Annotated in this window: 19 protein-coding genes; 3 read left to right on the top strand and 16 right to left on the bottom strand. The window is 52.2% G+C overall.

Annotation, left to right across the window (positions count from 1 at the left end):
• From tssC (Q1A69_RS02780) to Q1A69_RS02715, 14 genes are all read right to left on the bottom strand, one after another.
• The gene (gene tssC / locus Q1A69_RS02780; RefSeq protein ID WP_299580774.1) at positions 1-1,515 is read right to left on the bottom strand and encodes a type VI secretion system contractile sheath large subunit; all 1,515 of its coding nucleotides are present in this window, start codon (positions 1,513-1,515) and stop codon (positions 1-3) included.
• A 110-nt stretch (positions 1,516-1,625) separates the two neighbouring features.
• Positions 1,626-3,113: a type VI secretion system contractile sheath large subunit gene (tssC, locus tag Q1A69_RS02775; RefSeq protein ID WP_299580771.1), complete on the bottom strand. Its 1,488-nt coding sequence runs from the start codon at positions 3,111-3,113 to the stop codon at positions 1,626-1,628.
• A complete protein-coding gene (gene tssB / locus Q1A69_RS02770) occupies positions 3,110-3,631 on the bottom strand; it encodes a type VI secretion system contractile sheath small subunit (protein ID WP_299580767.1) in 522 nt (173 codons plus the stop codon). Before tssB ends, tssC (Q1A69_RS02775) begins: the two co-directional genes overlap by 4 nt.
• A gap of 44 nt (positions 3,632-3,675) precedes the next feature.
• The gene (gene tssA, locus Q1A69_RS02765) at positions 3,676-4,968 is read right to left on the bottom strand and encodes a type VI secretion system protein TssA (RefSeq protein WP_299580764.1); all 1,293 of its coding nucleotides are present in this window, start codon (positions 4,966-4,968) and stop codon (positions 3,676-3,678) included.
• Between the two features lie 187 nt (positions 4,969-5,155).
• Positions 5,156-5,938 carry a hypothetical protein gene (locus tag Q1A69_RS02760; RefSeq protein WP_299580761.1) on the bottom strand — a complete coding sequence of 261 codons (783 nt, stop codon included), beginning with the start codon at positions 5,936-5,938 and terminating at the stop codon, positions 5,156-5,158.
• A gap of 122 nt (positions 5,939-6,060) precedes the next feature.
• Positions 6,061-6,786, bottom strand: coding sequence for a SapC family protein (locus Q1A69_RS02755; RefSeq protein WP_299580758.1), 726 nt, complete (start codon positions 6,784-6,786; stop codon positions 6,061-6,063).
• A gap of 23 nt (positions 6,787-6,809) precedes the next feature.
• On the bottom strand, positions 6,810-7,481 hold the full coding sequence (tagF, locus tag Q1A69_RS02750; protein WP_299580755.1) for a type VI secretion system-associated protein TagF: 672 nt from the start codon (positions 7,479-7,481) through the stop codon (positions 6,810-6,812).
• 16 nt (positions 7,482-7,497) lie between these two features.
• Entirely contained in the window at positions 7,498-11,037 is a 3,540-nt protein-coding gene (gene tssM, locus Q1A69_RS02745) for a type VI secretion system membrane subunit TssM (RefSeq protein WP_299580751.1), read from the bottom strand.
• 53 nt (positions 11,038-11,090) lie between these two features.
• Complete coding sequence (icmH, locus tag Q1A69_RS02740) at positions 11,091-11,957, bottom strand: type IVB secretion system protein IcmH/DotU (protein ID WP_299580748.1); 867 nt, start codon at positions 11,955-11,957, stop codon at positions 11,091-11,093.
• A 1-nt stretch (position 11,958) separates the two neighbouring features.
• Entirely contained in the window at positions 11,959-13,296 is a 1,338-nt protein-coding gene (gene tssK / locus Q1A69_RS02735) for a type VI secretion system baseplate subunit TssK (RefSeq protein WP_299580745.1), read from the bottom strand.
• A gap of 78 nt (positions 13,297-13,374) precedes the next feature.
• Positions 13,375-13,986: a type VI secretion system lipoprotein TssJ gene (tssJ, locus tag Q1A69_RS02730; RefSeq protein ID WP_299580742.1), complete on the bottom strand. Its 612-nt coding sequence runs from the start codon at positions 13,984-13,986 to the stop codon at positions 13,375-13,377.
• Between the two features lie 30 nt (positions 13,987-14,016).
• On the bottom strand, positions 14,017-15,816 hold the full coding sequence (gene tagH, locus Q1A69_RS02725; protein ID WP_299580739.1) for a type VI secretion system-associated FHA domain protein TagH: 1,800 nt from the start codon (positions 15,814-15,816) through the stop codon (positions 14,017-14,019).
• A 131-nt stretch (positions 15,817-15,947) separates the two neighbouring features.
• The gene (locus Q1A69_RS02720) at positions 15,948-17,447 is read right to left on the bottom strand and encodes a type VI secretion system contractile sheath large subunit (protein ID WP_299580736.1); all 1,500 of its coding nucleotides are present in this window, start codon (positions 17,445-17,447) and stop codon (positions 15,948-15,950) included.
• Positions 17,448-17,517: 70 nt separating this feature from the next.
• Entirely contained in the window at positions 17,518-18,237 is a 720-nt protein-coding gene (locus Q1A69_RS02715) for a transposase (protein WP_299580733.1), read from the bottom strand.
• Positions 18,238-18,427: 190 nt separating this feature from the next.
• Between Q1A69_RS02715 and Q1A69_RS02710 the strand changes: the two genes are divergently transcribed.
• From Q1A69_RS02710 to Q1A69_RS02700, 3 genes are all read left to right on the top strand, one after another.
• Positions 18,428-19,291, top strand: a complete 864-nt coding sequence (locus Q1A69_RS02710; protein ID WP_299580730.1) for a Stp1/IreP family PP2C-type Ser/Thr phosphatase — start codon at positions 18,428-18,430, stop codon at positions 19,289-19,291.
• 23 nt (positions 19,292-19,314) lie between these two features.
• The gene (locus Q1A69_RS02705; protein WP_299580727.1) at positions 19,315-22,395 is read left to right on the top strand and encodes a DUF6531 domain-containing protein; all 3,081 of its coding nucleotides are present in this window, start codon (positions 19,315-19,317) and stop codon (positions 22,393-22,395) included.
• Between the two features lie 83 nt (positions 22,396-22,478).
• Positions 22,479-23,501 (top strand): succinylglutamate desuccinylase/aspartoacylase family protein, encoded by a 1,023-nt coding sequence (locus tag Q1A69_RS02700; RefSeq protein WP_299580724.1) that lies wholly within the window; start codon positions 22,479-22,481, stop codon positions 23,499-23,501.
• Between the two features lie 6 nt (positions 23,502-23,507).
• Here the strand turns inward: Q1A69_RS02700 and Q1A69_RS02695 are convergent, their stop codons facing one another.
• Complete coding sequence (locus Q1A69_RS02695; RefSeq protein WP_299580721.1) at positions 23,508-24,728, bottom strand: lytic murein transglycosylase; 1,221 nt, start codon at positions 24,726-24,728, stop codon at positions 23,508-23,510.
• Between the two features lie 169 nt (positions 24,729-24,897).
• Entirely contained in the window at positions 24,898-25,551 is a 654-nt protein-coding gene (locus Q1A69_RS02690) for a hemolysin III family protein (protein WP_299580718.1), read from the bottom strand.
• Positions 25,552-25,658: the final 107 nt, after the last annotated feature.

Below are 25,658 nucleotides of genomic sequence, written 5' to 3'. Positions count from 1 at the left end.
TTATGCCCCGCCTACTCCAATCGTTGCCAACGCCGTAGTGAGCTTAAGCTCTGATACAAGATGATCCACCGTATAATGGCTCTTCAAATGAATTACACTTTGGTAGCTACCCACTTTTCCCGGCTCATCGGATACTCGTACTCGCGCCTCACGCAATGGGTAACGAGCTAGCATTTCCCAGGATAAATCATCCCTTCCGGTAGTGTAACGATCCAGCCAGTGTTGAAGCTGACGTTCACAATCGGCAGCATTCATATAGGCTCCAACCTTATCCCTGATCATCACTTTGATGTAGTGCGCAAAACGTGATGCGCAAAGAATCTGCTGTAACATCGAACTGATACGGGCGTTTGCTGTGGCCGCTTTAGATGTGTATTGCTTGGCCCTTTGTAACGAAGGCAGACTGTTAAAAGCACTGTAAGGGGTATCGTAACAGTGACTCAGACAAGCAAATCCCAGTTCCGATAAGTCACGCTCTACAAAGTCTGTCACTAGAATTGAGGTAGACATACGTACCATACCTGGTCGGCTATCAGGCTTATAGGGTATGATCGGTAACTGAGTTACCAGTCCGCCACCTAGATGATCCCGAGCGACACCGCGGATATGGGAAAACCAACCGACCTCACTAAATTCACGTAAAAGTACGGCACCCATTGCAAAACACGCATTACCCCATAAGTAGCGCCGGTTGTGAGAACCACTGACTTGCTCTTTGAATCTCAGACCTCGATATTGGGAGAAATCCTGATTGTAAGGTTCACGCATTAATACCTGCGGCAAGGTGATTGCCAAAAAGCGACTATCCTCTAAATCCCGTAAACTATTCCAGCGGATATATTCTTTTTGGCGAAAAACTTCAGAAAACCGTATAGGTTTCGCCAAATCATCGAAATGATCGACACCAAATAACTGCGGAGTTGCTGCACATACAAAAGGAGCAAATGCAGCAGCTGCCGTATGTGCTATGCCCTGTAATGTAAAAATATCATCGTACGGGTGTTCGGACAGCGGTCTATGAGAAACATAGTAATCCCCCATTAAAAGACCAAAAGGTTCACCACCAGGCGTACCAAACTCTTCGTTATACACCAAGTGAAAAAGACCTGACTGGTCAAAATCCGGTGCACGCTGGATATCCTTACTTAGATCTTTCCAGCTAACATCGAGCAGCTTTATCTTGATATTTTCTGAATGCGGAGTATCAAACACCAGTAGGGCAAGACCGCGCCAGCTCGCTTCAAGGCGCTGGAATCGAGGATGGTGAAGTATTCGATTCACCTGATCACAGATCAGTTCATCTAGCTCAGCAATAATTCGGTTCAGATATTGTCGAACGGAAAAACTCTCTTTTTTCGGGCATGGACATATTTCTGTCAGCCAGTACTCAAAAGAGAATAATTCATCCGGTTCTCGTAAAAATTGCAGTAGCTCACTTTGATCTCCACCCGCTATTTTTTCCGGCAATATATCCAAATAATCTTCCGTGAATTTATTTTGCGTTGCACAGGGCACCGGAAAACTCCAATAACCATTATTTTCGGAGAAGTTCGATTGATTTTAGGCCCAAGGTCAGGCCTGTCCCAATAAAAGATAGCCCGCCACTGAGGGGCGGGCCTTAGGCTTTATCCGGCAGATGGGATATTGGCTACCATGCGCATGGAAGTAGTCAGCTCTTCCATTTGCAGCCAAGGCTTCAGATAGGCAACAGCACTATAGCAACCAGGTTGACCAGGAATTTCCTTAACTTCTACACGAGCTTCGGAAAGCGGATATTTCGCTTTCATTTCTGGGCTCGCATCCGGGTTAGAGTTGGTGTATTGAGTAATCCATTTATTCAGCCAGCGCTCACAATCGCCCGCCTCCATAAAGGAGCCAACTTTATCCCGCGCCATGACCTTTAGGTAATGAGCAATACGGGAAGTAGCCATCAAGTAAGGCAGGCGCGCAGAAATAGCCGCGTTTGCCGTTGCATCGGGATCATCATATGTTTTTGGCTTCTGCGCACTCTGAGAGCCAAAGAACACTGAGTAATCTGTATTTTTATAATGGCACAGAGGCAGGAATCCCTGGGAGCTCAATTCGGCTTCACGTCGATCGGTAATACCAATCTCGGTTGGGCACTTCTGGTCCATGTCTCCATCATCACTTTTGAACACATGGGAAGGTAGGCCTTCCACTTTACCACCTCCTTCAGCCCCGCGAATTGCGGTACACCAGGAGTTCTCGGAGAACGCCTTGGTCATGGTTGTTCCCATCACATAGGAGGCATTCATCCAACAGTATTGATCGTGCTCAGCTGGACGGGATACGCCAGACTCATCGACTTCAAACTCTTCGAAGTCAAAAGCTTCGATCGGTTTGGTATTGGCACCATAGGGAGTCCGAGCCAGGGTGCGAGGCATAACCAGAGTCACAAATCGTGAGTCTTCGCTATCGCGGAAGCTGCGCCACTTAATATATTCTGCAGATTCAAAAATACCGCCAAGATCGCGGGGCTTTGACAGCTCAGTAAAATCGTCAAAACCAAACATGCCCGAACCGGCTGCGGCAACAAATGGACAGAATCCTGCTGCCGCAACATTAGACATTTTACTCAGAAGTTCGATATCTTCAGGATGGCTGGTGAATTCAAAATCACCAATCATGCAACCGTAGGGCTCGCCACCTGCAATACCAAATTCTTCTTCATAAATCTTTTTGAAGGTTTGACTTTGGTCGAACTCAACCGCCTTATCCAGATCACGGAACAATTCACGCTTGCTCAAATTGAGCATGCGAATCTTCATGGTTGCTCCGGTTTCGGAATTCATTACCAGGTGATTGAGACCGCGCCAGGAGCCTTCTAGTTTCTGGAATTTTTCATCATGCAAAATTGCGGCCATCTGCCTGGACATCGCCTGATCAATAGCACTAACTGCTTTCTTGATTGTTTGGGTCAGATTGCGATCCCAGGATACCGTGCCTTTTAAAACCTGATCCGTAAGGTTGGCAATAAGATCTTGCGCTTCCTGCGGCTCAGTTTGCTTGGTAGCTGCAATCGCCTGCTCGAGAAGATTAACCGATTGTTCCTCAGTTTCACTTTCCGCAACATTTTCTACTTCTGTGCTCATTCTGAGTCCTCTCCTTTATCCTTGTTCAATCCCAGCTGCTCAGAAATAGCGCCGACATTTTCCGTACTCTTCAGGATATCTTCCAAAACCTTTTCCAGCTCTTCAGAGCGGTCAGCCTTACTAAGCAGGTCACGCAATTTACTGCGCGCTTCCAATAGCTGTTTGAGCGGTTCAACCTGATCGACGATTTTTTCGGGAGAGAAGTCATCCATGTGTTTGAAGTCAAGATCAACACCAATCTTGCTACCATCACCAGACAGCGTATTTTCTACCTGCAGATTCAGCTTTGGATTTACTTTGGTCATTACATCATTGAAATTATCGCGATCAATTTGTACAAACTTGCGATCCTTCAATGCTTTGCGGTTCTCAGTGTTATCACCTGAGTAGTCGCCCATAACACCAGCGACAAAAGGAAGTTCCTTTTTAACTTCCGCTCCATTGGTCTCAACATCATAAGTAATATGCACACGCGGCTTGCGCACGCGCTTTAGTTTATTGTGGATACTCTCAGACATCTCAGGTCTCCTTCCTAGATTTAGGGACTGCTATTCTTAATAAATTACCAGCCTGTGCTGGCTTCTTCGTGTGGTTGGCCCCACTCACTATCTGCTGCGAGTGCGGATTCAGTTGTGGCTGAAGGTGGCTCAGACGCAGCCGGAGCTGATGATGGGGGGTTACTCGTTACTGGAGGTGCAACGTAACGCTGAGTATCCGTACCATCGAGGCGTACCCCCGTAAGCTGAGAATAGAGAGCGCGGGACTGTTCATCCGGCAACAACTCTGTCATTAGTTCAGATACGGTCATACGTCCCCAAGCGATTAGCCTCTCCAAGCCAGGGGCCAGAGGAGTATGGGGTTCGTAAGTACGGAAATATTTCGCGGCCTGCTCAAGTAATTTAAGAGCATCTTCCCGTGAGCTAACCGGCCCCGTAGGTGCTGCAATAGCATTAGCGACGATTGTCGCTGCCACATTGGGAACGGCTTCTTCAGTAGCACTGTCTGTGGGTTCAGCCTCACTTGAAGCGGGAGCTTCACTCTCGGCTAAAGAGTCCAGTTGACTCTTATAAATAAACCTCGTTGTCCGCAATACTTCATCAAGTAATGTGGAAATATTTGTCGAAGGAGGGGCATCGTGACCACAACTTGAGCGCAGTGCATCATTGATATTTTTATAACTGCTAATTGTGGATTCTAATGTTTCAATCAGGTCCTTTGCCCATTCATTGGTAGCGCTGTTAACACATTGATTAACATCCTCCAGGCTATAGCCTAGAGTCTCAATACGGGCGGCCTGTGCATCTTCATCCGCGATGCGGTCAGCGTCCCTGGCCTGCTGATGTTGAAAGAAAGAAAAATCCCCGTAATCCCCTTCCGGGGTGATCGGTGCGCTACGAATCGGCATCATCAGTGTACCGTCACCGCCGTCTCCATTAAGACCTGTCAGCGGCGCCACTTTGGTCTCAATGCCATCTTCATCAGGTAGCGGGTACAAGCCCTCCCAGAATTCACTGACCAGTTGCTCAACCAGCTGGAAGCCATCTCTCAGACCACGAAAGCCGTGAAGTCGGATGAGAGCCTCGGTATACCAGCTCGCTACTTCCAGATCTTTACTCTTTTTGGTCAGAATCTTTTCTGCTGCTTTTGCCACATCGCGCCAGGGCGCCAACAGGTCAGAATCTGCATCATCAAACATGGCCGAGCGTTCTGCAGCCCTAGCACTGTTACGCGCATCTTTGATGGAGTAGTAGTCAGAGGTCGGTGATCGATCCTCTCGAATATCTTCACCGACGGGGCTCTCTGAAGAGACTGGAGCCGTGAGTTCTTCGATATTTATTGTATTTGGGAATGCCATGAATAAAAGTCCCTTCTACCGAATCAATTCCTTCATTAAGAATCCCGAGAAGAGTACACGTTGTAAAGATCTAATCAAGGCAAATGACCCGATGAAACCGCAATACCGCAAAAAATGGGCATAAATCACAAAATCAAACGATTTTATTTGCCTAAAATTTTTATTTTTATGACCTCCTAAACACCTATTACACGGCAATTACAGCTGAACCCTTATTTTCTGCGGTATCTTCTTCACTGAGCACGATACGACAAGATCCCACTATTTGAATAAATTCGATTTTTGCTTCTGCATAGCTTTGCAAAGCCGTCCAGAGAAACAGTGTATAGAATCTTTCTTCTCCTTGAAAAAAAGCGACCATATATTGAACGGATTCATCACCAACATCGGCTCGCATTTCATACAACAAACCTGCTTGCCATTCGCGCCGCAGCGCTTCAGGTCCATTCACAACTCGCCCGCTAGTCACTTTGGACAAACATTGTTGCATCTGAGCATGCGCATAATCGGTCAAAGTAAGACTCGGCGGCAGCTCCGAACGCTCTTGTGCCAGTACAATTAAATAGCGGTTCAAATCGGTATTACCAGCCTGAATTTCAGCATTGGAGTTCAAATAATCACAGAGTGCCCAGCTACGAGGTGCGCACAAAGACAGCCGGGAATCTCTACTGTGGAGCTTGTCCAGAACGACTGGAAATTCGGCGCCACCACTTTCAACTGACTCCCGGGTACAATGTATCAGTTCAGAATCCAAATAGAGACGGGAGTGCCAACCTCCCATCCATAGCATTTGTATAAACCGACACGCCTCTGCTCTATCATCGGTTTTCTTGAGCTGGGAATGGCTACTGGCCATAAGTGCTTTTATTTGGGTAAAGCTAAACCCAAACTCGCTACCCAACGCTGCGATAGCCCTGCGTCGCTCAAAATGCGCTCTGATCTCCCCAGTAAATACCACAATGTACGACATACCCTAAACCTTGCTTCCTGCAGCGATTGATAGGTAGGCGACGCTAAACGTATTTAGTGCGCTCAGCCAGCGGGTGCTATTTTCGCCTTAAGAGATCCTTCCAATTGATTCTATTTTACCGGCTAGTGAAGCACTCTCGCTTGATATTTTTTGAATAGCTGGCTTAAGTTTCCAGACTGATGCAGAGAAAACATATGGGCATATATAGCGGTTAGATACCCTTTCTCACGCAAACGCAAAAAATCGCTGTTGCTCAGTTCACTTATCCGTTCTTTGGTAACGCAGAAAACACCCGTTAAGTTGTGCTTAGTATTTGCCGGTAGGTCCACAGTCACCACCTGCTCTCGAAACAGGTCCATCTCTGTTAGACAACGAATAAACTCTCGGCTTTGTATTTTCTGCTGGTGGATACCTCGTAACAGATTACTGGCTTCTAGCAAGGTTGGGGTTGCGTCACCACTGTCATTGAAAAGCCGTTGCCCTACACCAGAAAAATCATTCAGAGAGATTGAAGAAGCGTCAATACAGATTATGGGATTTATACCTATAGAATCTTTGTAGTGTAAATAAAAGGGATAGGCTCTCAAGGTTGCCGGAATATAAGCACCCTGCCACTTACCCTCCTGCCAAAATAAATTTTTCCCCGGTGTGATACCCAGCAGTGCGCAACTCTCCAGAGCATCGCCATCTTTCGACTTCAAAAATATGATTGGGCATTCCCCGGCCAAAACAGAGAATTCAGACACATACACCTGACAGACATGGTGTGTTTCACTGCGAGACAGATCACCGGTCAATATGTTATGTCTGCGATGTTTATTTTTGTCCAAAGCCACTATTTGGTTCACACTTGACATCCTTTCGCTATTTTTTACTGTCTTTCTTGACTTGCACCAAGCATGGAGCAATAGAACTCCGGGCCAGGCAGCGATGGACAGAGCACACTGGTTGGGGCAAGGTGTTGCGAACCTTCACAAGACCACATGCTGTAACTGGCAAATTGTTTCCGGCAAACCTGCCCCAACAATCCAGCATAGCGGCTTGTGGCACCTGAGCTATCACCACTGGCGATATAAAACTCAGTCTGTAACAGAGTATTTACCTGCTTGCCTAGCCCTACCGGTACACTGTTAAACGCCTCGAATAACTGGTCGGCATGCAACATATTTTGCAGAGCGCTGATCGCTAACTCGGTGAGTTCCCGATACCAGTCCTCTGCCTCAGCCATAAAAGAAACAATGTCCACAGTCGTTGATAAGGGTGAAGCTATTGTCAAAGGGAAATAGCGACCAACACTATCCACACTGGGAACAAGAACTCCTACCCAAGCATTTTCATCAATAACGCCTTTACTGTGTGCAAAGCGCCAGACTGGGCTGGTCAAATAATAATCTAGCCAGCTGTCTCCCATAATTTCACGTGAGCCATGCACCGCACGCTGCAACCACCCATCCCAAATACCGACAAAACTTGCGGGCAACTGGCGCTGAATAAAGTCTCCATGCCCCGGAAGTTTTCCGAAAATACCTATGCTGTTGTGCAAGTCACTCTCTCCCTAACTACAGAGTTTCCGGGCAGCGATAGCCACGCAGCAGGCTTCGATCAAACGGGTTGTTTACATTCGAAGCCACCAACCTGAATTGTGCCTTGCGCCCTTCTTCCGAGAAAGTCACCAGACGCTCAGCATTGCTTCGCCCTACTTCTAGTTCTGAACTTGCGAGCAATCGATACCATGCCCAGTCACCTTCAAAGTGCTTGCGGTGCACGGTCTCGTTAAGATCCTCAAAAATAATTCTCGCCCGATTACTCTCTCCACCGCGCCAAGTGAGCTTTTTACTGGTCTTGGGGCCATGAGAATAAGGGATCCGCTGATCACCCAACTCCAGCTCAAAAAGACGAACACCAGAATCCAGCTTGGTAGGTTCTATACGGAACGAATAAGAAGCGTTTTTCCCGGCTTTAAAGAAGGTCTTACGGATTTTTTCCGCCCTACGTAATTGAGAGAGAGTTTCTCTGGAGAGGCTCATTTCCTGGCCTTCAACATACTTAACCCGCCAATTTCTTGTATCGATAAAAGGCTTCAAGTACTCACTTACAAATTTCTGCTCAATACCACCTGGCATGAAGTACTGGTTAAACTCAATAACTGGTACTTCCTGATCTCGATCACTGCGCAGTGGGTATCGATTAGCCAGACTATTGGCGTAGCTGAGGTATACCTGCTCACGCCACACTCGATTGAGGTGGCCCTTGGCCTTAGACATTACCAATGCCCAGGCGCTATCGGCGATACCGGTGAGCCACTGATCGAAAGGTGCCGGCGCATTGGCCGCTTTTACCCTGAGTTGCTTAATTGCATCCCCGCCCCCAGCAAAACGTATCTTGGCCCTGGCGAAGGCAGCCTCATTGGAGTCTGGAGCGCTATCGATCTCAGTGAGGTACTCCTGAATTTTGTTGATGGTCAGGAGATACTCCTGAACTCGCGCCGGCCGGCCTTTTTCACTCTGGGTAATACGCTGTATCTCCTCAAAGCGCACATCGACAATGTTGGGCTTGTAGTGATCCTTCAGCGCCCCTGTCGCACCCTCTAGTGCCGCACCGCCCAACCGGCGTGTTGTACTGGATACCGGCAATGGCACACCCCTGGCATCCACTGGCAGTTCTGGCCGAGGCGTCAAGCGAGTATTGTCTGAGGTAATTTCAGTAACCGCTAACAGCGGTGAGTAAATCGGATCGGACAGTGTCGAGAGCACCTCCAGCGCCTGAGAAGTACTTTTAAATCTCTGGATACTGAAACCACCGAGAAAAGATTGCCAGCGCTGCAGGTACTCGCCCAAATAAATGCGTTTTACATCCTCTCCGAGTTTCTCCCGATCGGCTTCGGTGAAGTCCTCGCCACTGAGATCACCGCCATAAATCCAGCGCTCTTCGGCCATATTGGTCATCAGCTGGGAGTCTGCGCCAAAATCCATCTCCTTGTAGCCCGCCTTGGTGTACAGGAAAGGAATGCTGAAACGCGGATCAGTGGCGTTCAAACCAAACACCTGCTGAGTGTCTCCACCAATTTCCTGATATAAATCCACAGAGGTTTGGCCCAAATCGCTATTCTGCAGTTGTGCAAAGAGCCTTTGCGGCACTGGAATACGGCGTAACTGCTGTCGGGCACGGGCGACGACTCGCTCGTTTTGCTGGACATCGGCGGGAATGGGGCGGGCCAGTAATTGACCGAGGTGAAAGCGTAGCTTGTCCTGCTCTTTAGCCTCTCCCGGCAACTGGCGTTCCCAGCGGGCACTGTAATATGCATCGATACTGGCAATATCCAACTTATCCGGATTGAAGAACATCAGATAAGTTTTGAGTGTGCTCACCAGCGCAGGATCATCACTCCCCAAGCGGTTCAGATTACTTTCTATATCCCGCATTAGCGCCGGCAGAAAAACGGTTTCGAGCTTGTGACGATAGAGCGCATCCACCGCCTGGTCGATACGGTTGTCATACAGGCCCAGATTGGAAATCCATGGGTGCTCCTCACGATCGTACACCGAAGTGGCATGACGCAGAGGCTCCAGCATCTTCAGCGCACTGGCAGGCGTGGGTCTCTTGCCTTTGAGTTCCCCCTCCGCCTGCTGATAAGCCGCGAGGCTGTCATTGACTTCGCCCATAGACAGCTTGTTTGACGCAAGGCTGCCGCTCCAGAGGAAAATCGAACCCACAAATGCCACCGCCAATGTTGCGTATACACCCCTGCGCAGCCACTGGTTAGCGCTCTCCACCTTACGGTTAACCCCAACCAACTCCGCCTCTGGGAATACCACATCCTTAAGCAACCGGTGTAGGAAGAAACTCTTACCCACGCCCTGAAACTTGGGCCCGACACTGCGCTCCAGGCCAAAATCCGCAGTTACCGCTGCCATCATACGGTCTACCGGGCTACCCTCCTGTGTGCCACTGGTAAAGTAAATCCCACGGACCATGGGCACCGTTTCATAGCGATTCGGCTCAAAGGTCTGCTTGATAAAGTCTGATAGGATTTCCGATAGACTCTCCATGCGAGCGGGGAATCCCTGCAACAGGGCACGTTTCTCCACGTTGCGCTCCTGGTGTACCCGCCACAGTACCCGCTGATTCAACCGCTCAATCAACTGGTTAAACTCGGCCCGGAAATTATCCAATGGCGCACCGACCGTTGCATTGGCTTCGCGAGGAAAGCTTACCCCCCAAACCTGTTCGCGTTCGGCTTGGGACAGGTTGTCGAAAAACTCACTGAATCCCGCCACCAAGTCACACTTGGTAAAGGTGAGATAGATAGGAAAGCGGATGCCCAACTGCTGCTGGAGTTCGTTCACGCGCTGGCGAATAGTCTTGGCTTGATGCTGGCGCTGCTCATCGGTCTGCACCATCAGGTCCTGTAAGCTAATCGCCACCAGTGCGCCATTTATTGGACGGCGGCGACGGTAACGTTTGAGTAGTCCCAAAAATGCTTGCCAGGCGCTATTGTCGTACACCCGGTGACTATCCTGTGTGGTGTAGCGGCCGGCGGTATCAATCAGCACAGCTTCATTGGTAAACCACCAGTCGCAGTTTCGCGTACCACCAACGCCACCCAGAGCCTCTTTGCCGTGACTCTGTGCCAGGGGAAACTCGAGCCCGGAATTCACCAGGGCCGTGGTTTTTCCGCATCCGGGCGGGCCGATAATGACGTACCAGGGCAGCTGGTATAGGGAAACTTTGCCCTTCTCCGACTTGAAGCGGGCATTGCGTAGAACACCCATAGCCTCGCGGAAACGCCCCGACAGGGCATCGAGCTCTTCGCGGGAGTGCTCTTCATCCGGGTCCTGAGTATCCGCCTGGGACTCCTCAATACCCTTGATTAGCGCCTGGTTTTGGCGCCGCTCCACAAGCCACTGGCTCAGGTTCCACACCAGCCAGATGGCAAAAATAAATACGATGATGGTTATGCGAACGGTATGGGAAAGCGTGGCGTTGTCACTGCCAAACTTAATATAGTTCGCCCCAAACCAAATGAGGGCGGACAGTGCCGCAAGGCCGATAATGCCGAGCACCCACTTGTTGGTAAAAAAATCGCGCAAGCGTTTCATGAATAGCTCCATCTCCCGGGCTCAAGCGGCACCGGATCAATTCAGTCCGAGTGTCACCCATCCCCTTGCGGGGTTTCGCTGTCACTGCCGGATAGTTCCACCACACGATCAGCAACAGGCGTGGTCGTTTCGTAAAGCCACCAGCGATAACCGCTGTATGTAGCCATCAACAATCCCACAGCGACACTCATAATGACCCACAACGGCACGTAGTGAATCAGGCGCGATTTACGCTCTACACAACCCTGCCAGTGCGGCGACAGATCCCGGTCCATCGCCGTTTTATGCTGCTCTATGGTGCGATACAGCTCATCGCGAATCTGCTCTATCTGTTCGTGACCCCGCTGTACCAGACGATATTTTCCCTGGAAACCCAAGCTCAGGCAGAGGTAGAAAAGCTCCAATAATTCGAGGTGGGAAGCCGGGGTTTCCAACATGCGCTGTAAAATAGCGAAGCATTTTTCCCCACCAAATGTCTCCTTGTGGAACAGACTGAGCAGAGAGTGCTGGCTCCAACCACTCGCTGTTCCCCAGGGCGTAGTCAATACCACCTCATCGACCACGGTACACAGCAGATAGCGGGCGGTAAGTACAGTCTCCGGTGCGAGACCCAGCTGTTTGGACTCCCGCTCAAAGGCCTGGATTTCCTTGGTAAGGCGCTTGTGTAGGTCCGGCACATTGGTGTGATTCATGGTTGTGCGCAGCTTGATAACCACCCCCAGTAACTTGGAGGCAGCGGAAACCAGCGGGTTCAAGCTGTTGCGGATCTGCATGTCTGCCGAGCTGCCGGGATTGGCAAAAAACTGCGGCTGGGCAGCCGGGCCCGGCTGCGCCGGAGCTGCGGCGCCAGGGGTCGGGATCATTACAGTTCTGTCACCGGCATTCGGTGCCTGTGGAGGGGAGAAGCCGTCATTGCTCATGTCAGTTATTCCTTATGGCCCAAAGCTCCATGGTCAGACCCGGAAATTCCGCTCCGAGATGCACCGCAAAGCCACCAGACCTCTGCATCGCCTGCCACAGCTCACCGCTGCGCTCCAGTTCGAAATAGGTGAAGCCCGCGTGGTAGGGAATTTGTCTGGGTGCCACCGGTAGTGGGCGCAGTGACAACCCCGGCAACTGGGCGGAAATCAACTCGCGAATAGCTTCTACCGGTGCCACCTTGGTCTGGGTAGGGAAACGGCTGCGTAGCAGATCGCCGGGCATATCCGCTTTGGCCGCCATAACAAAACTCGCGGTCTTGAGTAGTGAAGGATCGGAAATTGGCGCTACATAGATACCAAATTTTCTCTGTACCAACTCCATGGCGATTGCAGTTTGCTCTAGAACCGTGGAGAGGGACTGGCGCAGGGCCGAGAATAAACCGGCAAAACTCAGCTGTAGGTTTTCGTGAGCATAATTTGGAATTTCCGGCGGGCGCTTGGTCGACGAGGTAAAGGTCGATAGCTCACCGGCCAATTGCAAGAGCTCCACAAACAGACTGTGCGGGTGCAGGCGCGGTTGCCCAGTAATCTGTTTGAGCAGCGGCTCAAAGCGGTTCAGTACCTGCAGCAACAGATAATCGGCAATTTCGGCAGAGCCACTGCGGCCACTGTCACTCAGGCGGTGCCCCAAGGCCGAGCCGCGGTGATCCAAAAGGCCTTTAACTTCTTCGATATAAGCTTTAATTACCGGGGAGGTTTCGGTATTCAGTAGTGGCGGGATATAGTCTGTGTCCAGCTCGACCGGCTTTTCCGGTTGGCGCTCGCGTATCCTGGCAATACCAATAGCCGCGTAACCGCTGAGATCATCGCTCTCCAATTTCAGGCACACACGCAGCTTGCCCACTTGAATACGCGCGGACTCACCCGAAGCCGCGGCACTATTGCGCGCATCAAAGTTTGCGGTCTGGAAGCGCGCCTGGGGGAAGTCTTCCTGATCGCGAATAGACTCCTGGCTACCTGGACGCTTCATCGGCACACACAAATAAACAATCTCGTCGCGGGCATTTACCGGCACATCCAAAACATCCGGCAGAATCTCATTCTCCGGTGCCAGGATGGGCGTACCATCGGGGAATATTGCCCGCACGCGGGATAGTGAAATCTTGCCCATCGAGAGCGGTTCGCTATCGATCGCCAATTCGAGAACCCCCCAGGTGTAGGGGCCCAGTGAAGCCGTGCGCGCTTCGACCAGTTGCTCGAGATAGCGATCCTGTTGCTGGAAGTGCTGAGGGCGCAAGAACATGCCCTCACTCCAAATCACCTTGTTGTTAGCCGACATAAGTCTTCCTTGTAAAGCCCTAACCGAACGGAATAGGGCTTAATTAAAACGGGGCTGAGCGACAAAATGGGCAGTGCCCTACTTGGACTGTTCGGCTTCCTGAAGGCGTTTTTTCATCAGCTCATAGTCCTCGCTGGAAATCGTTATCGTATCATCGCTTCCCTTGCCTGCATCGTTGCGCGACAGGGGCGAGACAATCCCGCGTCTCCGCTTGGCAATATTATCTGGTGTGCCGATACGAGTATCCGCTAGGGCCACTTGGTAAGTATTTTTCTTGTGGTCAGTAATAGGGAGCACCATCAAAGCATCGGCTTGTTGGTACTGGACAAATTCCGCCAGTAGACCGATGTACTTCACATCCGGACTCAACGGTAGCTCTTCTACACGTTGCTCGCCGGGGGCAAACTCTTTCAGGATAACGGTATCCAGCAGATCCTTACCGAGGCGGGATTCCGCATTTTCATACAAGTTGAGAAAATCCTCTCGCGCAAACTGGCGGTCATCTGCAAGCATAAACACCCGTACCACCACCGGTGAAGCGCGGCCGTCGTCATCGGGGTTGACGTCTTCGCGAATCTCGACCGACAGCTCCACTGTGGTGTCCAGGTTCAGGGTGCGCCTGGTGGTCTGACAAGCTGCTAAACTAACCACTAATATTCCCAACAGGGTGAGTTGTAATAGTTTTCCCATCGACACGAGTCATTCCCTCTTTTCGATCAATTAATTATTTAGCTGTCTGGCATTCTTCAATTCAGACAGTTGGTTTTCATAAGTCGCCGCAAACTCATCGCCAAACAGCTTGCGGTAGCAGGCATCCGGGTCACCCACTAAATCCCGATACATAGCGCTGAAACCTTCCCACTTCTTCGCATTCTTATTGCCGAATACACCGGAAGTGTTGCCCAGGCGCCGCTCGATATTGCCCGGACTGAAATACTGCAACATCGCGCTGTAACCCGCTCGCATTCCCGCCAATACCGCGACCTGATGATCGGATAGATCATCGAAACTATCCTGCACCGCCTCTTTGGGCTGTAAAAAAGCACCGTTACCCGCAAACATCGCCTCCAGCGCATCCCGCTCTGTAGCACTAAACTTCAGCGGGTTATTCGCCTCTGTTTGAATCATGGTGCGCTGTACCCGCAACTCATTTTTGATGCTGCTGCGCGCGCGCAGGAGGTCAATCAGACGCGCAACCGTTTCGCGAACAATTTCCGCGGCCTGCTGATCCGCCAGTTGTTGCTGGGCTGGATTCATAGACAGACCCAGCGTCGACGCCAACACGCTGGATCTCGGAGTAGCTGGTGCCTCGGGAGGTGGCGCTGGCTGGACCGGCACTTCAGAAGCCGGACTCTGTGGGTTACCCGCCTGCTGTAACGAAGAAAAACGCTGCCCCTGAGCGGCAAAACCAGCTGGGCTCGCGACGGGTGCCTGTGCGGTATCGAATCCCGGCGCACCTGCCACTTGCTGCCCCTGAATCTCGGCGAAAGAATCCGCAAAAGGATTATCCTGCGGACCCAGTGGTACTTGGTTCTGTGGTGCCTGTGGCTGGGCTTGTGCCGTAGGCGGCGGTGGTGTCACTGGCGCCTGGGGAGGAGCGTATTGTGGCTGTTGGGAGGCGGCAACTTGCGGCCGCGGCGGCACTGGTGCCGCTTGCGGTTGTATCGGAGGCGCCTGGAAAGGTTGCGGCTGGGGGGGCTGTGGCGGTGCAGCCGGTGGTACCTCTACCGGTTGCGCCCGGGCTTGCGGAGCGATATGCACCGCATGACGATCTGCCGGCACATGATCCTGGTCACTGCCATCTTTCCACCACTCATCATCCGACCACTGCCCGGAAGCACCCTGCCCTTGAGGCTCAGAGCCAAAGGAAGCAAAGCCGGGAGTGTCTGTCAGGCCCAAAGACTGAGGTTGTTCAAAAGCGGAAAGGGGATCGAGCGGGCCCGATTCAGCCCCCAGTAAACCTTCTTGGGAGGGAGCATTTGGGCTGCCCGAAGCGATATACCCCCACTCACCGGACTGGGATATATCACTACTGCCGCCCGGCTCAAGCCAGTTATCTAACTGCTTGGCCTCGGCCTGACTCTGCATCTTGGCCATAGCGCTGGCGTTGAACGTGGTGCGGTCTGAGGTATCGAGAAAATCGGCACTGTCCAGCCCTTTGGGTAAATCGCTCTCGGCCTGTGGCTGGCGCAACGTCACCTTGAGGCGGTAATCCCCAACATTGATGATATCGCCCTCGTTTAAAGGGATTTTATTCCCTTTTCCCAGCGGGTTGTCTCCATCGTTGTGATAGGTACCGTTGGTACTGGTATCAGTCAGGAAAAACTGATTTCCGCTAAAAGAAATTTGTGCGTGCTGAGATGAGACGACACGTTCGGGATCGGGCAACACCCAGTTGTTATCCGCAGAGCGGCCCAGACTGCCCCCCTCTTTCGTAAACAGCTTGGTGTGCTTGAGCATATTGGCTCCCGCGGGGTCGGCCAATACTGAGAGAATTAGATCCATGTCTTCCTGACTCACACAGTTGATGTACTTCGCACCCCCTCCTGGACTAGAGCCACACAGAAGTAGGCGAATTGATCGGGGCAAATTTGCCGGTCACATAATAAATTCAAATCCGGCTCAGGAGTTTCCGCAGCCGGGGAACACTTTTAGCCCCAAGGGCCTTTTAAGGCACTGCCAGCGAGAGACCTCAGGCTCGGCAAGACTATCTGGTCCCGCCCCTGAACAGAGCGCATAGTGCTCAACCCTGCCTGAGTAAATTCTGCAGCTGCACGGTCGGTAAGCAGTGCTTCCGCGCAGGGGGTGATCCACTGCCCCTGGGGCAGCTTGCGCAGGTGCAGTGGCAGACTTTCATAGGTTGCTGAAGCGGGCACCTGGAGTTTGCCAGTGGAGGAAAAGCCCTGACAGATTGCCAGGGTGAGCAGGTAGGCGCTATTGCCCCACTGATAATATTGATGTCCCTGTTCTGGGGTCAGCTCTTCAAAGTTGAAATGCTCTGTGGTTGAGGTCTCACGCCCAAACGGCAGACGCAGCATAAACCGGGGGGCGGCCAGGGCCACGTATTCACTTGCGGAATAATCCCGCACTGCCTGCCAGCTTTCTGCAAAGCGTTCACTCAAGGGGTAGCACCAGTCATCCGGATCGACTGAGCCCGCTAGGTTAGGGCAACCGGCCAGCTTAGTATCGCCGCCCAGAAGCAGCGCGCTACCAGCCGCCTCTGAGATTGTGGAGAGGTCGATCAGCAGGTGCAGATCGCGCTCCTCGTCGGTGATGTAAAAATCACCCAGTACGAGGTTGTAAGGGCGATTGCCCGCGGCGGTCTCACGCTCCACCAGCAACTTGAATACCTGCGATTTTTCCAGGTCGCTCTCAGCACTGGCGAAGTCAGCAAGCAGCTCTTCTTTGCTGACGTCTATCAGGTGTAACTCTAGGTTTGGGTGCTCATCAAGGCGCCTCATCAGAAAATGCAGGCTGAGCCAACTCGCCTCGAGTTGGCGAAAGTCACTGTGATGCATCACTTTGCGCATGGTCTCTGAAGTGGCCTCAGCCAGCGCATTTAAATACTCATCCTGACGCGGGTCTGTGCTCTTTTGCACGTAGGGCGCGACAATGTCTCTGATCAACTTATCCACCTGAAACGCGCTGCCGCTATCCCTGGCTTGGCGGGCACGACCCGCTGCGAGGATTTCATCGAGTACGGACTGCTCAGCTGAATAGCCTACAGTCTCACTCGGGGCTTCACGCAGCTCGGGTTTCCATTGACGAAGTTCTTCCGCGGCCTGCTGGAATTGTGTGGGGTCGCACAGGCGCTGTCCCAGTTCAATAAAATGATTGAAAAGGGGGAGGCGGCTGTAAAGGTAGTCCGGGTGTAAATCATCGAAATAAGGCAGCCGTAGAGGCTCATCCATCACTGGCAATTGCAGACTCACCCCCAAATCGCTAAACACCCCTTCGAAGGTATCGCGATTCAGTAAGTACACCCTGCGCTGGGCAATGGTCTCCGGTTCGCACTGACGGCGGCTGGAGCGCCCACTGAAATCACCCAGAATCGCGACTTTCAGGTTATCGCTGCCAAGATCCATTATTTCTCCCACATTATCCTTGTCACCGTGGATCTGAAATCCCGCGGTTATCGTCGCTTTACTCACAGTCAATTATCCACAGGTAAAAGAGATACGCAGCACAGCGACATCTCATGTATTTATCATGCTTATTTATCTAATTGGTTTCCACCAATTGTTTTTCGATTTTATTTGATTTTCTTGGGCGCCCTCTCTTAAGTGGGCGGACCCTCTGATTGGCAATTTGCTCAATTTTATCCTTGAAGGCATCGCCCCCCAGCACATGACCCAGTTTGATGGTCTCGGCAATATAATCGAGTAAACGGCTATCAAAGCTGTAGCGGAAAAGCTTTCGATAGGCCTGGGCACGCTGCTCGGCATTCTCACCCAGATCTACATATAAACGGTGGTCTTTGATTAAGTTGTCATGCTGATCATTTACATGATGATTAAAACTTGACCAGCGATAATTCCCTAGAGAGTCGGCAAGCCCCAAATACAACGGGCGCAGCTCCACATAGCGATAGCAGGTCAACAAATAGGCATCGGAGTCAATCAAGCTCGACTTGTAACGCCCGCGCCAAATCGTACCAGAGCGCTTGTAACGGTGATTAACAAACTGTACGTAACGCCTACCCAATGATTGCATCATCGAAGGTATGCCATCTGGAACCCTCGGAGTGGCGATAATCTGGATCATATTGGGCAGCAAGACGTAAGCATGTACATCCACACGATATTGATCAGCGGCGTTTCGCAAACTAATCAAATAATATTGATAATCTTCCTCATCAAAGAAACAGGGCAAATTATTGTGACCAACCTGCACAATATGTTGGGGGATATCTATTAGATTGAGCCTGGGCAAACGAGGCATTTTGCCTGCAAATCCTTTTTTATAAGGCGCGATGCCTTTCTAGTGATGGATAAAGGTTTTATTATCGCAAACCAAGGAAAAAAATTTCAAACTTAGTCTACTGCCAAGTTAACATGAACGCTGGTTAGTGGTTGTAATAATGTTACGCTGCATTTTGTTGCTATTTAAATAAAGGGGAGTTGCACCAGACATGGATCAGATAAGTCTGGCGGTCAACGGACGCACTGACATCGGTCAAGTGCGCGAGGAAAACGAGGATAGTATCCGCTGGCATGCCAGTGCTGAAAAACCCTTCGCCTATATCGTAATTGCGGATGGTATGGGAGGGTACACCGGTGGTGCTACAGCCAGTAAAATAGCGGCAGAAACCGTTCAAACTCACCTCGACGCCCTTTTAAAACACACCTTTCTCTCTTGCACCCCAGAACAGCAACAACTGATTTTACGCGCGACCCTGATCGACGCTATCAACAGTGCCAATAACGCTCTCCTGAACACCAAAAATACCAATCCCCAATTTTCTAAAATGGGGACAACGATTGTTGCCGCAGTTATGTGGCACGACTTCCTGATCGTGGCGCATATTGGCGATTCACGTGCTTATCTATGGAATAACTTCGGCTTACAGCGCCTTACGCGAGATCACAGCGTTGTTCAGGAAATGATAGACAGCGGTCAAATTACCGAGGAGCAGGCTCAGCACTCCAGTGTGCGAAACCATATAACACGCGCATTAGGTGTCTCCAATACCGTAGAAGCAGAAATTAACAGTTGGAAATTAACAGAAAACGCCCTCTTGTTACTCTGCAGTGATGGCCTCACCGAATACTTGGATGATCACGCAATCGAGCGTGTACTTGCCACCCATCGCCCCGCATTGGAGTGCGTCTACCGTTTTATCGACGATGCCAACAGAATGGGAGGGCGAGACAATATCAGTGCGGGTATTCTCGAGTACTCCTCTCAGCACGCAGCGCAAATACTCACTCAAGAGCAAAGCGCAACGCAAAGACCCCATTCACCCGATGTAACTATCCGAAAAGCGCAACGCTAAACCCGTTTGCCGGAAGCTGAAGAATGACACCGGAACGTCTCACCCAGCTGGTCCCCAACCTGCTCAAAGTTCTCAGCCCTCCTACCACCTCCTTCCCTCAAGGAAGTCCAGCGGCGGCCTGCCGTTGGCTGGAGGCAATTCGAGAGCTACCCGAAGCCCAGGTCCCAAGCGAGAGCGCCCAGGCCTTATGGCCCGAGCCACCGGCCATCGATGTCAATGCCTTTACCCTTGCCTGTGCGCCTGAGGTTCAACTCTTGCCAGGCATCGGCGAAGGCCCAGTCCTCTTTGTTAATACCGCGGGTGTCAATCCGCAGGGCTCCTATATTCCACCTCTTACACGCTGTCACCGGATTAAAGATCGAGTGACCACAGCGACTGGTGAACTGAGCTTTGAACAAGTAGATCTCACCATTCCCGGCCCATTACCGTTTGAGTGGAAACGCTTCTATCGCTCAACAATTAGCGAGGACTGCGGAATAGGTGCGGGCTGGCGCCATTCGCTGAGCGAACAGCTCATGGTGCAGGATAACAAGGTAGAACTACACACCGCTGAAGGCCGCCGGGTGCAGTTCCAATTACCCGCCATAGGGCACGGCTGCTACAACCGCTTCGAGCGACTGCTCCTATTTCGGCAGAGTCTGCACAGTTACCGGCTATCCGCTCTCAACGAACCGCATAAAATTTTTCGCGCCGACGGTGTCAACAGCGCCCTGCCACTCACCGAGATCCGCGATCAATTCGGCAATGCGCTAACAATCGATTTCAGCGAGGGACTACCCAAAAAAATTGTCAGCTCCTGGGGACGGGTACTGGATTTTGAAACCCGAGGTGGCCGTATTGGAAAATTGGTTAACAACCACGCTCCCGACGACCAACGCCAACTGTGCGCTTATGAGTTCCAGGGGGGATTACTTATAGAGGCTAACAGTAACCGCGGCCTGGAGCGCTATAGCTATCACGACTTATCCCTTGTGCGGGCACACAGCGGAGCAAACGGCGATTTCCAGTTTGAATACGACCGCCAGGGGCACTGCCACAGGCTTATACAAGGCGATTCAGAAACCCTGTTAAGTTGGCAAAACACCCTGGGAAATTGCCAGGTGGAAACTACCGACCGCGACCCTCAGCAGCTGCACTTTAACCAATTTGGACAGCTTACCGGCGAGCGAAAGGGTCCGTGTAAACAAAGTTGGCTGTACGATTTCTATGGCAATATGTGTCAGCACATTAGCGAGGATGGGCAACGCACTTACCTGCGCTACGATGAGTTCGGACGCCTGCGGCGCACCACCCGGGGGAAGAATAGTAACCGCTACCTCTATGGAGAAGACGGCTATCCTCTAGCTGTTCTGCTCAATACACAGCAAACCTGGCGCTATCATTTCAATGGTAGGGGGCGGCCGCTGGCAATTATTGATCCGGAACAACAAGAGTGGAAATTCCACTACAGTGAGCGCGGCCTACTCACGCAGATCACCGATCCCGAGGGGGGAAGCGTGAACTTCAGCTGGGACGGCCAGGGCCAGCTACAAACCGTGCGCAGAGGAGAGCAACAGTGGAATTTTGAGTACGACCATTGGCAGCGTCTGACTGCGCTGATTGTAAATGGGGAATCCTGGCGCGTATGGCGTTACGGTCCCACGGGCGAGCTGCGCGAATCTCATATCGGCACCTACCAATACGGGATAGATTACACTGAGCGCGGACAGCCCCACGCCATCCATGCCAGCAATAGCCAGAGCCTGCAATGGGAGTACGATAATAGTGGGCGTATTTGCCAGATTCATTTTGCCGATGGCAACCAATGGGCCCTGCACACCGATACCCAGGGTCAGCTAACCCACCTGCAAACATCCAGCGGGGATTACCGCTGGCAATACGATGGGTTAGGCCAGCTGGTAAGCCAGCAGACGCCTGACAATCAGCTCCTCAGCTGGAATTACCATATTGATGGCCGCCTCAGCGAATATAACGATAACGACTGCCGCTGGTATTTTCAGTACAACGGCAGTGGCTGTATTGCCAGCATACGCAATAACAACGGCCAGATTAGTGAGTTTCACTACGATGCACACGAACGCCTGATACAGGCTAACAATTTACACTCCTCAGTGCGCTTTAAATACGACCGGCGCAGCCGGATTATCGCTGAGAACCACGACAGCAGCGACGTGCGCGATTTCAGTCTGAGATACCAGTACGACTCGCGCGGCTGGCTAAAAAGCGCGAGTTCCGACAACCTTGATCTAGCCTATACTCTCACGCCCTGCGGGGCACTGTATGGCATAGATGCCAATGGCGAGCCGGTACTGCGCACCGAGTTCAATGAAAAAAGCGCCATTCATGTACAGGGCAATGTACGCAGCACTTACAAACACCAGTTTGGGCGCCCCAGCGCTCTAGAGAGCGGCCTCGCTCTCGCCTGGCAGTTCGACAAGCACCCCCCATTACAACTCACTGCCCCCGCACGCTCCAGTGGGTTTACCCAGGCGCAAATCGAAAGAGATAAGCGCGGCAACGTAATCAGTGAGCAACAAATTCCGGGCCGCAGAGATTACCAATATCAATATGATGGCTGGGGACTGATGAGCACGGCAGAATGTAGCGATTTCAAGACTTATTTCCGCTATGATCCTTTCGGGCGCCGCCTGAGCAAAACTTGTACTCACCGCAAATCAACACGCCAGCGCCGGGTCACCACCAGCTGGAGCGGCCTGGGTATCTGGGCAGAGGCCCATCACGTCGATGGTAAATCACGGGGTATCGGTCACTGGATCACCCACCCACTGAGCGGGTCCATTTTGTGCCACTGGAGTTCCGGCCGCTTTGAACATTACCACGCAGACCCTACGGGTAAGCCACTGGCCATCTTTGATGCGCAGGGCACTGTGCAGTGGTCGCAGGGAAGTGATGCCGAAGACAGTGCCGGCAGGGGGTTCGGACAAACTCCGGGCCCCTGGCGAGGCATTAATTTGATTGCCGATATCGAGACCGGTCTCTGGTACACCCCCTCAGGATATTGGAATCCGGCCCTGCATATCTGGCTGAATGGCTCGGGAATTTTCTCCCACAGCACATCCGATGTGCCTCTGGCCATGCTCTGACCTCCTCGCGGAAGCCCAAATCGCGGCCCATCAGGGCCTGCGACCACCCCTTTCTATGAATCGAGTAATTGCGTAGAACAATCATGCAAGAAGGCCTGGACTTTGAAATCGGCGGTATCACGGTGGCCAAGGGAGAATCCCGGCACATCGACCTGCCAGTGGTGAGCCTCTACACCAACACGGAAATGGCTATTCCCGTCTATGTGCAGCGCGGTAAACGCGAGGGCCCCACAATATTTGTATGCGCGGCCGTGCACGGAGATGAGTTAAACGGCATTGAGGTGATCAGCCGCCTGATCCAAAGCCGAAGCCTTAAGTCTTTGCGCGGCACTCTCATCGCCGTACCCATGGTCAATGTCTACGGCGTGCTCCAGCACACCCGTTACCTGCCCGACCGCCGCGACCTAAACCGCAGTTTTCCCGGTTCCGCCAAGGGCTCCATGGCAGCGCGTATGGCCCATGTATTCCTGCGGGAGATAGTGGCCAAATGCGACTATGGTATCGACCTACACACGGGAGCCGCACATCGCAGTAACCTGCCGCAAGTGCGCGCCAACCTCGACGATGACACTACCCGCGAAATGGCCAAAGCTTTCGGCGTGCCGGTCCTGCTCAACGCCTCGATCCGCGATGGCTCCCTGCGACAGGCGGCTGCGGATCGGGGGGTGCGTGTCTTGCTATATGAGGCTGGCGAGGCCCTGCGCTTCGACGAACTGTGTATACGCGCAGGTCTGAAAGGGGTCACCAACGTTCTGCGGCATCTGGGTATGCTGCCCGCGAGGCGTAGGCGCAACCCGATAGAACCGTTTATCGCCCGCAGAAGTGGCTGGCTGCGCGCCGGGGACAGTGGTATTGCTACCCACCTAAAAGCGTTGGGCGATCAGGTCTATAAGGGCGACCTACTCGCTACCATAGCCGACCCCTACGGCAATGAACTCGACCAGGTGCGCAGTAACGGCGAGGGTATCATTATTGGCAAGCAGAACATCCCCTTAGTACAAGAGGGTGAGGCGATGTATCACATCGCCTATTTCCAAGAATCGCAGGAGGTGGTGGATAACCTCGAGTTATTACAGGATAGTCTGCTCCCAGATGAAAACTTTTAAGGGCCTCTACTGCTGCTGGAGTAACTCCAGCACTTCCTTGCTGGGGAAGCCCTGAACCTCTACACCCGCGCGCTTTTCGAATGCCCGGATGGCCTTGCGGGTACCCGGTCCGGCCTTGCCATCGATTTCGCCGCTGTAAAAACCCTTTTGCTTCAGTAGTTTTTGCAGCTGCTCGACCTGACCGCTCTCGAGGGGAGTAAAGGGGCGATTCCAGTCCTTTACCAGAGGCGGGCCCCCAGCAATCCGATCGGCAAGAAGGCCTATTGCGGTAGCGTAGCGATCCGAGTTGTTGTAACGCTTGAGAACAAAGAAGTTCTTAAACACCAGGAAGGCCGGACCGTTACGCCCATCTGGCAACTTAAGCTCGGCTATGGCTTTTTTGTTCGGGTACGGCTCGCCGTTGGCCCGTTTGACCCCAAGCTTTTCCCACTCCGCAACGGTCAATTTGCCTCCGGGCATTTTGCGCGCGGGGATGGAGACTTCATAGCCCCAGGGCTTGCCCTTCTGCCATCCATTGCTGGACAAAAGATTAGCCGCGGTGGCCAGGGCATCGGGCACAGAGTTCCAAATATCACGCTTGCCATCGCCATCAATATCCACAGCGTAGGCTTGGTAGCTAGTGGGGATAAACTGAGTGTGTCCCATGGCACCGGCCCAGGAGCCTAGCAGGTGCTGCCCTTCAACGTCACCGGCCTGCAGTATTTTCAGGGCCGCAAGCAGCTGCTGTCGTCCAAATTTCTTGCGCTGCGGATCTGCGTAGGCCAGAGTCGCCAGGGAGCGAACTACGCTGCGCATCACTTTCTCATTACCGAGAATGCCACCGAAGCTCGACTCTACCGACCAGATCGCCAACAGGATATTCGGGTCCACACCAAAGCGCTTCTCGATCTTATCCAGCCAGGATCCCATCTTTTCCTTTTCCTGCTGGCCCCGCAGGATGGCGCGTTTTTGCACCCGGTTATCAAAATACTGCCAGACTGGCGCCTTGAATTCCGGCTGATAACTGGCCCGATCCAACACCCATTGGTCCGGGGAGGTAACCCCCTGGAATGCTTGGTCGTAGACCTTCGGCGAAATTCCATTCTTAATGGCGGTTTTGCGGAACTCCTGCACCCACTTTTCGAACGCCGGGTCCGGCTTATCGGCAGCCTGAGCCCCCAGTGTAAACAGGGTTAGGCAGAGGGTGAGGAAATACAATAGCGTGGGGAACCTGTGCAATCTGGGCATGGGAGTACCTTTGACACGACATTTCGCTCGCACAAGGTTAGGACGAGCCACTCTCTTCTGAAAGGCGGATTTTCCAAGGGGGACACCCACCCGATCAGTCATTAATGAGGACATCGGAGCCGAAGGGAAGTTCTGACGCTAAGTTGATCTTGTGATCAAGGCCACAAAATCAGGGAATCACGTAAAAGAGCACGGCAAAGAAGTGCAGTATGCCGCCGGCCAGCACAAACAAGTGCCAGATCGCATGATGGAAGCGCAGACTGCGCCATAAGTAGAAAGCGATACCCCCGGTGTAACAGAGTCCGCCCAGGACCAGCAGCCAAAGACCACCGGTTTCAAGACTATTCGCAAGCGGCTTAATCGCAGCGATAACCACCCAGCCCATCAAGGCACTGAGCGTTATTGAAAGCGCGCGAATCTTTTTCAGGGGGGTGAATTGGATAACCAATCCGAGTAGCGCCAACCCCCAGATAATCCCAAACAGCCACCAACCCCAGGGCCCGCGCAGGGTAACCAGGGTAAAGGGCGTGTAAGTCCCGGCAATCAGGAGGAATATCGAGGTGTGATCGAGGGTCCGCAGAATTTCTTTGGCACCGATGTGGCTGACCGCGTGATACAGGGTCGAGGCGAGGAAACAGAGAATCAGCGTGGAGGCATAGACACTGGAGCTGACGATATGCCAGGCATCCCCACGCAGCACGGCAAAACCAATAAGAACACCGAGGCCGGCAATAGCCAGTACAGCTCCGATACCGTGGGTTATGCTATTGGCGATCTCTTCAGCAAAGCTATAGCGGTTGGCAACGGAAACGGATGCGGTCATAAATTGGCCCGATTAAATTCTGGTTCTGAACGGCCTCAAAAGCCACTCGACCGATAATTTGTATCAAGTCTAATGATCAGAGGCCTCACTAAAAATAGCAAGGCCAG

This window comes from uncultured Microbulbifer sp. (assembly GCF_947498635.1).
In the GTDB taxonomy this organism is placed as follows: Bacteria; Pseudomonadota; Gammaproteobacteria; order Pseudomonadales; family Cellvibrionaceae; genus Microbulbifer; species Microbulbifer echini.
This window is presented reverse-complemented; position numbering and strand designations above follow the sequence as displayed.

What these genes read in the sequence shown, in the direction of transcription:
- tssC (WP_299580771.1), bottom strand. Translation starts at nt 3,113, where the DNA reads ATGAGCACAGAAGTAGAAAATGTTGCGGAAAGTGAAACTGAGGAACAA.
- tssB (WP_299580767.1), bottom strand. Translation starts at nt 3,631, where the DNA reads ATGTCTGAGAGTATCCACAATAAACTAAAGCGCGTGCGCAAGCCGCGT.
- tssA (WP_299580764.1), bottom strand. Translation starts at nt 4,968, where the DNA reads ATGGCATTCCCAAATACAATAAATATCGAAGAACTCACGGCTCCAGTC.
- Q1A69_RS02760 (WP_299580761.1), bottom strand. Translation starts at nt 5,938, where the DNA reads ATGTCGTACATTGTGGTATTTACTGGGGAGATCAGAGCGCATTTTGAG.
- tssM (WP_299580751.1), bottom strand. Translation starts at nt 11,037, where the DNA reads ATGAAACGCTTGCGCGATTTTTTTACCAACAAGTGGGTGCTCGGCATT.
- icmH (WP_299580748.1), bottom strand. Translation starts at nt 11,957, where the DNA reads ATGAGCAATGACGGCTTCTCCCCTCCACAGGCACCGAATGCCGGTGAC.
- tssK (WP_299580745.1), bottom strand. Translation starts at nt 13,296, where the DNA reads ATGTCGGCTAACAACAAGGTGATTTGGAGTGAGGGCATGTTCTTGCGC.
- tssJ (WP_299580742.1), bottom strand. Translation starts at nt 13,986, where the DNA reads ATGGGAAAACTATTACAACTCACCCTGTTGGGAATATTAGTGGTTAGT.
- Q1A69_RS02715 (WP_299580733.1), bottom strand. Translation starts at nt 18,237, where the DNA reads ATGCCTCGTTTGCCCAGGCTCAATCTAATAGATATCCCCCAACATATT.
- Q1A69_RS02710 (WP_299580730.1), top strand. Translation starts at nt 18,428, where the DNA reads ATGGATCAGATAAGTCTGGCGGTCAACGGACGCACTGACATCGGTCAA.
- Q1A69_RS02705 (WP_299580727.1), top strand. Translation starts at nt 19,315, where the DNA reads ATGACACCGGAACGTCTCACCCAGCTGGTCCCCAACCTGCTCAAAGTT.
- Q1A69_RS02700 (WP_299580724.1), top strand. Translation starts at nt 22,479, where the DNA reads ATGCAAGAAGGCCTGGACTTTGAAATCGGCGGTATCACGGTGGCCAAG.
- Q1A69_RS02695 (WP_299580721.1), bottom strand. Translation starts at nt 24,728, where the DNA reads ATGCCCAGATTGCACAGGTTCCCCACGCTATTGTATTTCCTCACCCTC.
- Q1A69_RS02690 (WP_299580718.1), bottom strand. Translation starts at nt 25,551, where the DNA reads ATGACCGCATCCGTTTCCGTTGCCAACCGCTATAGCTTTGCTGAAGAG.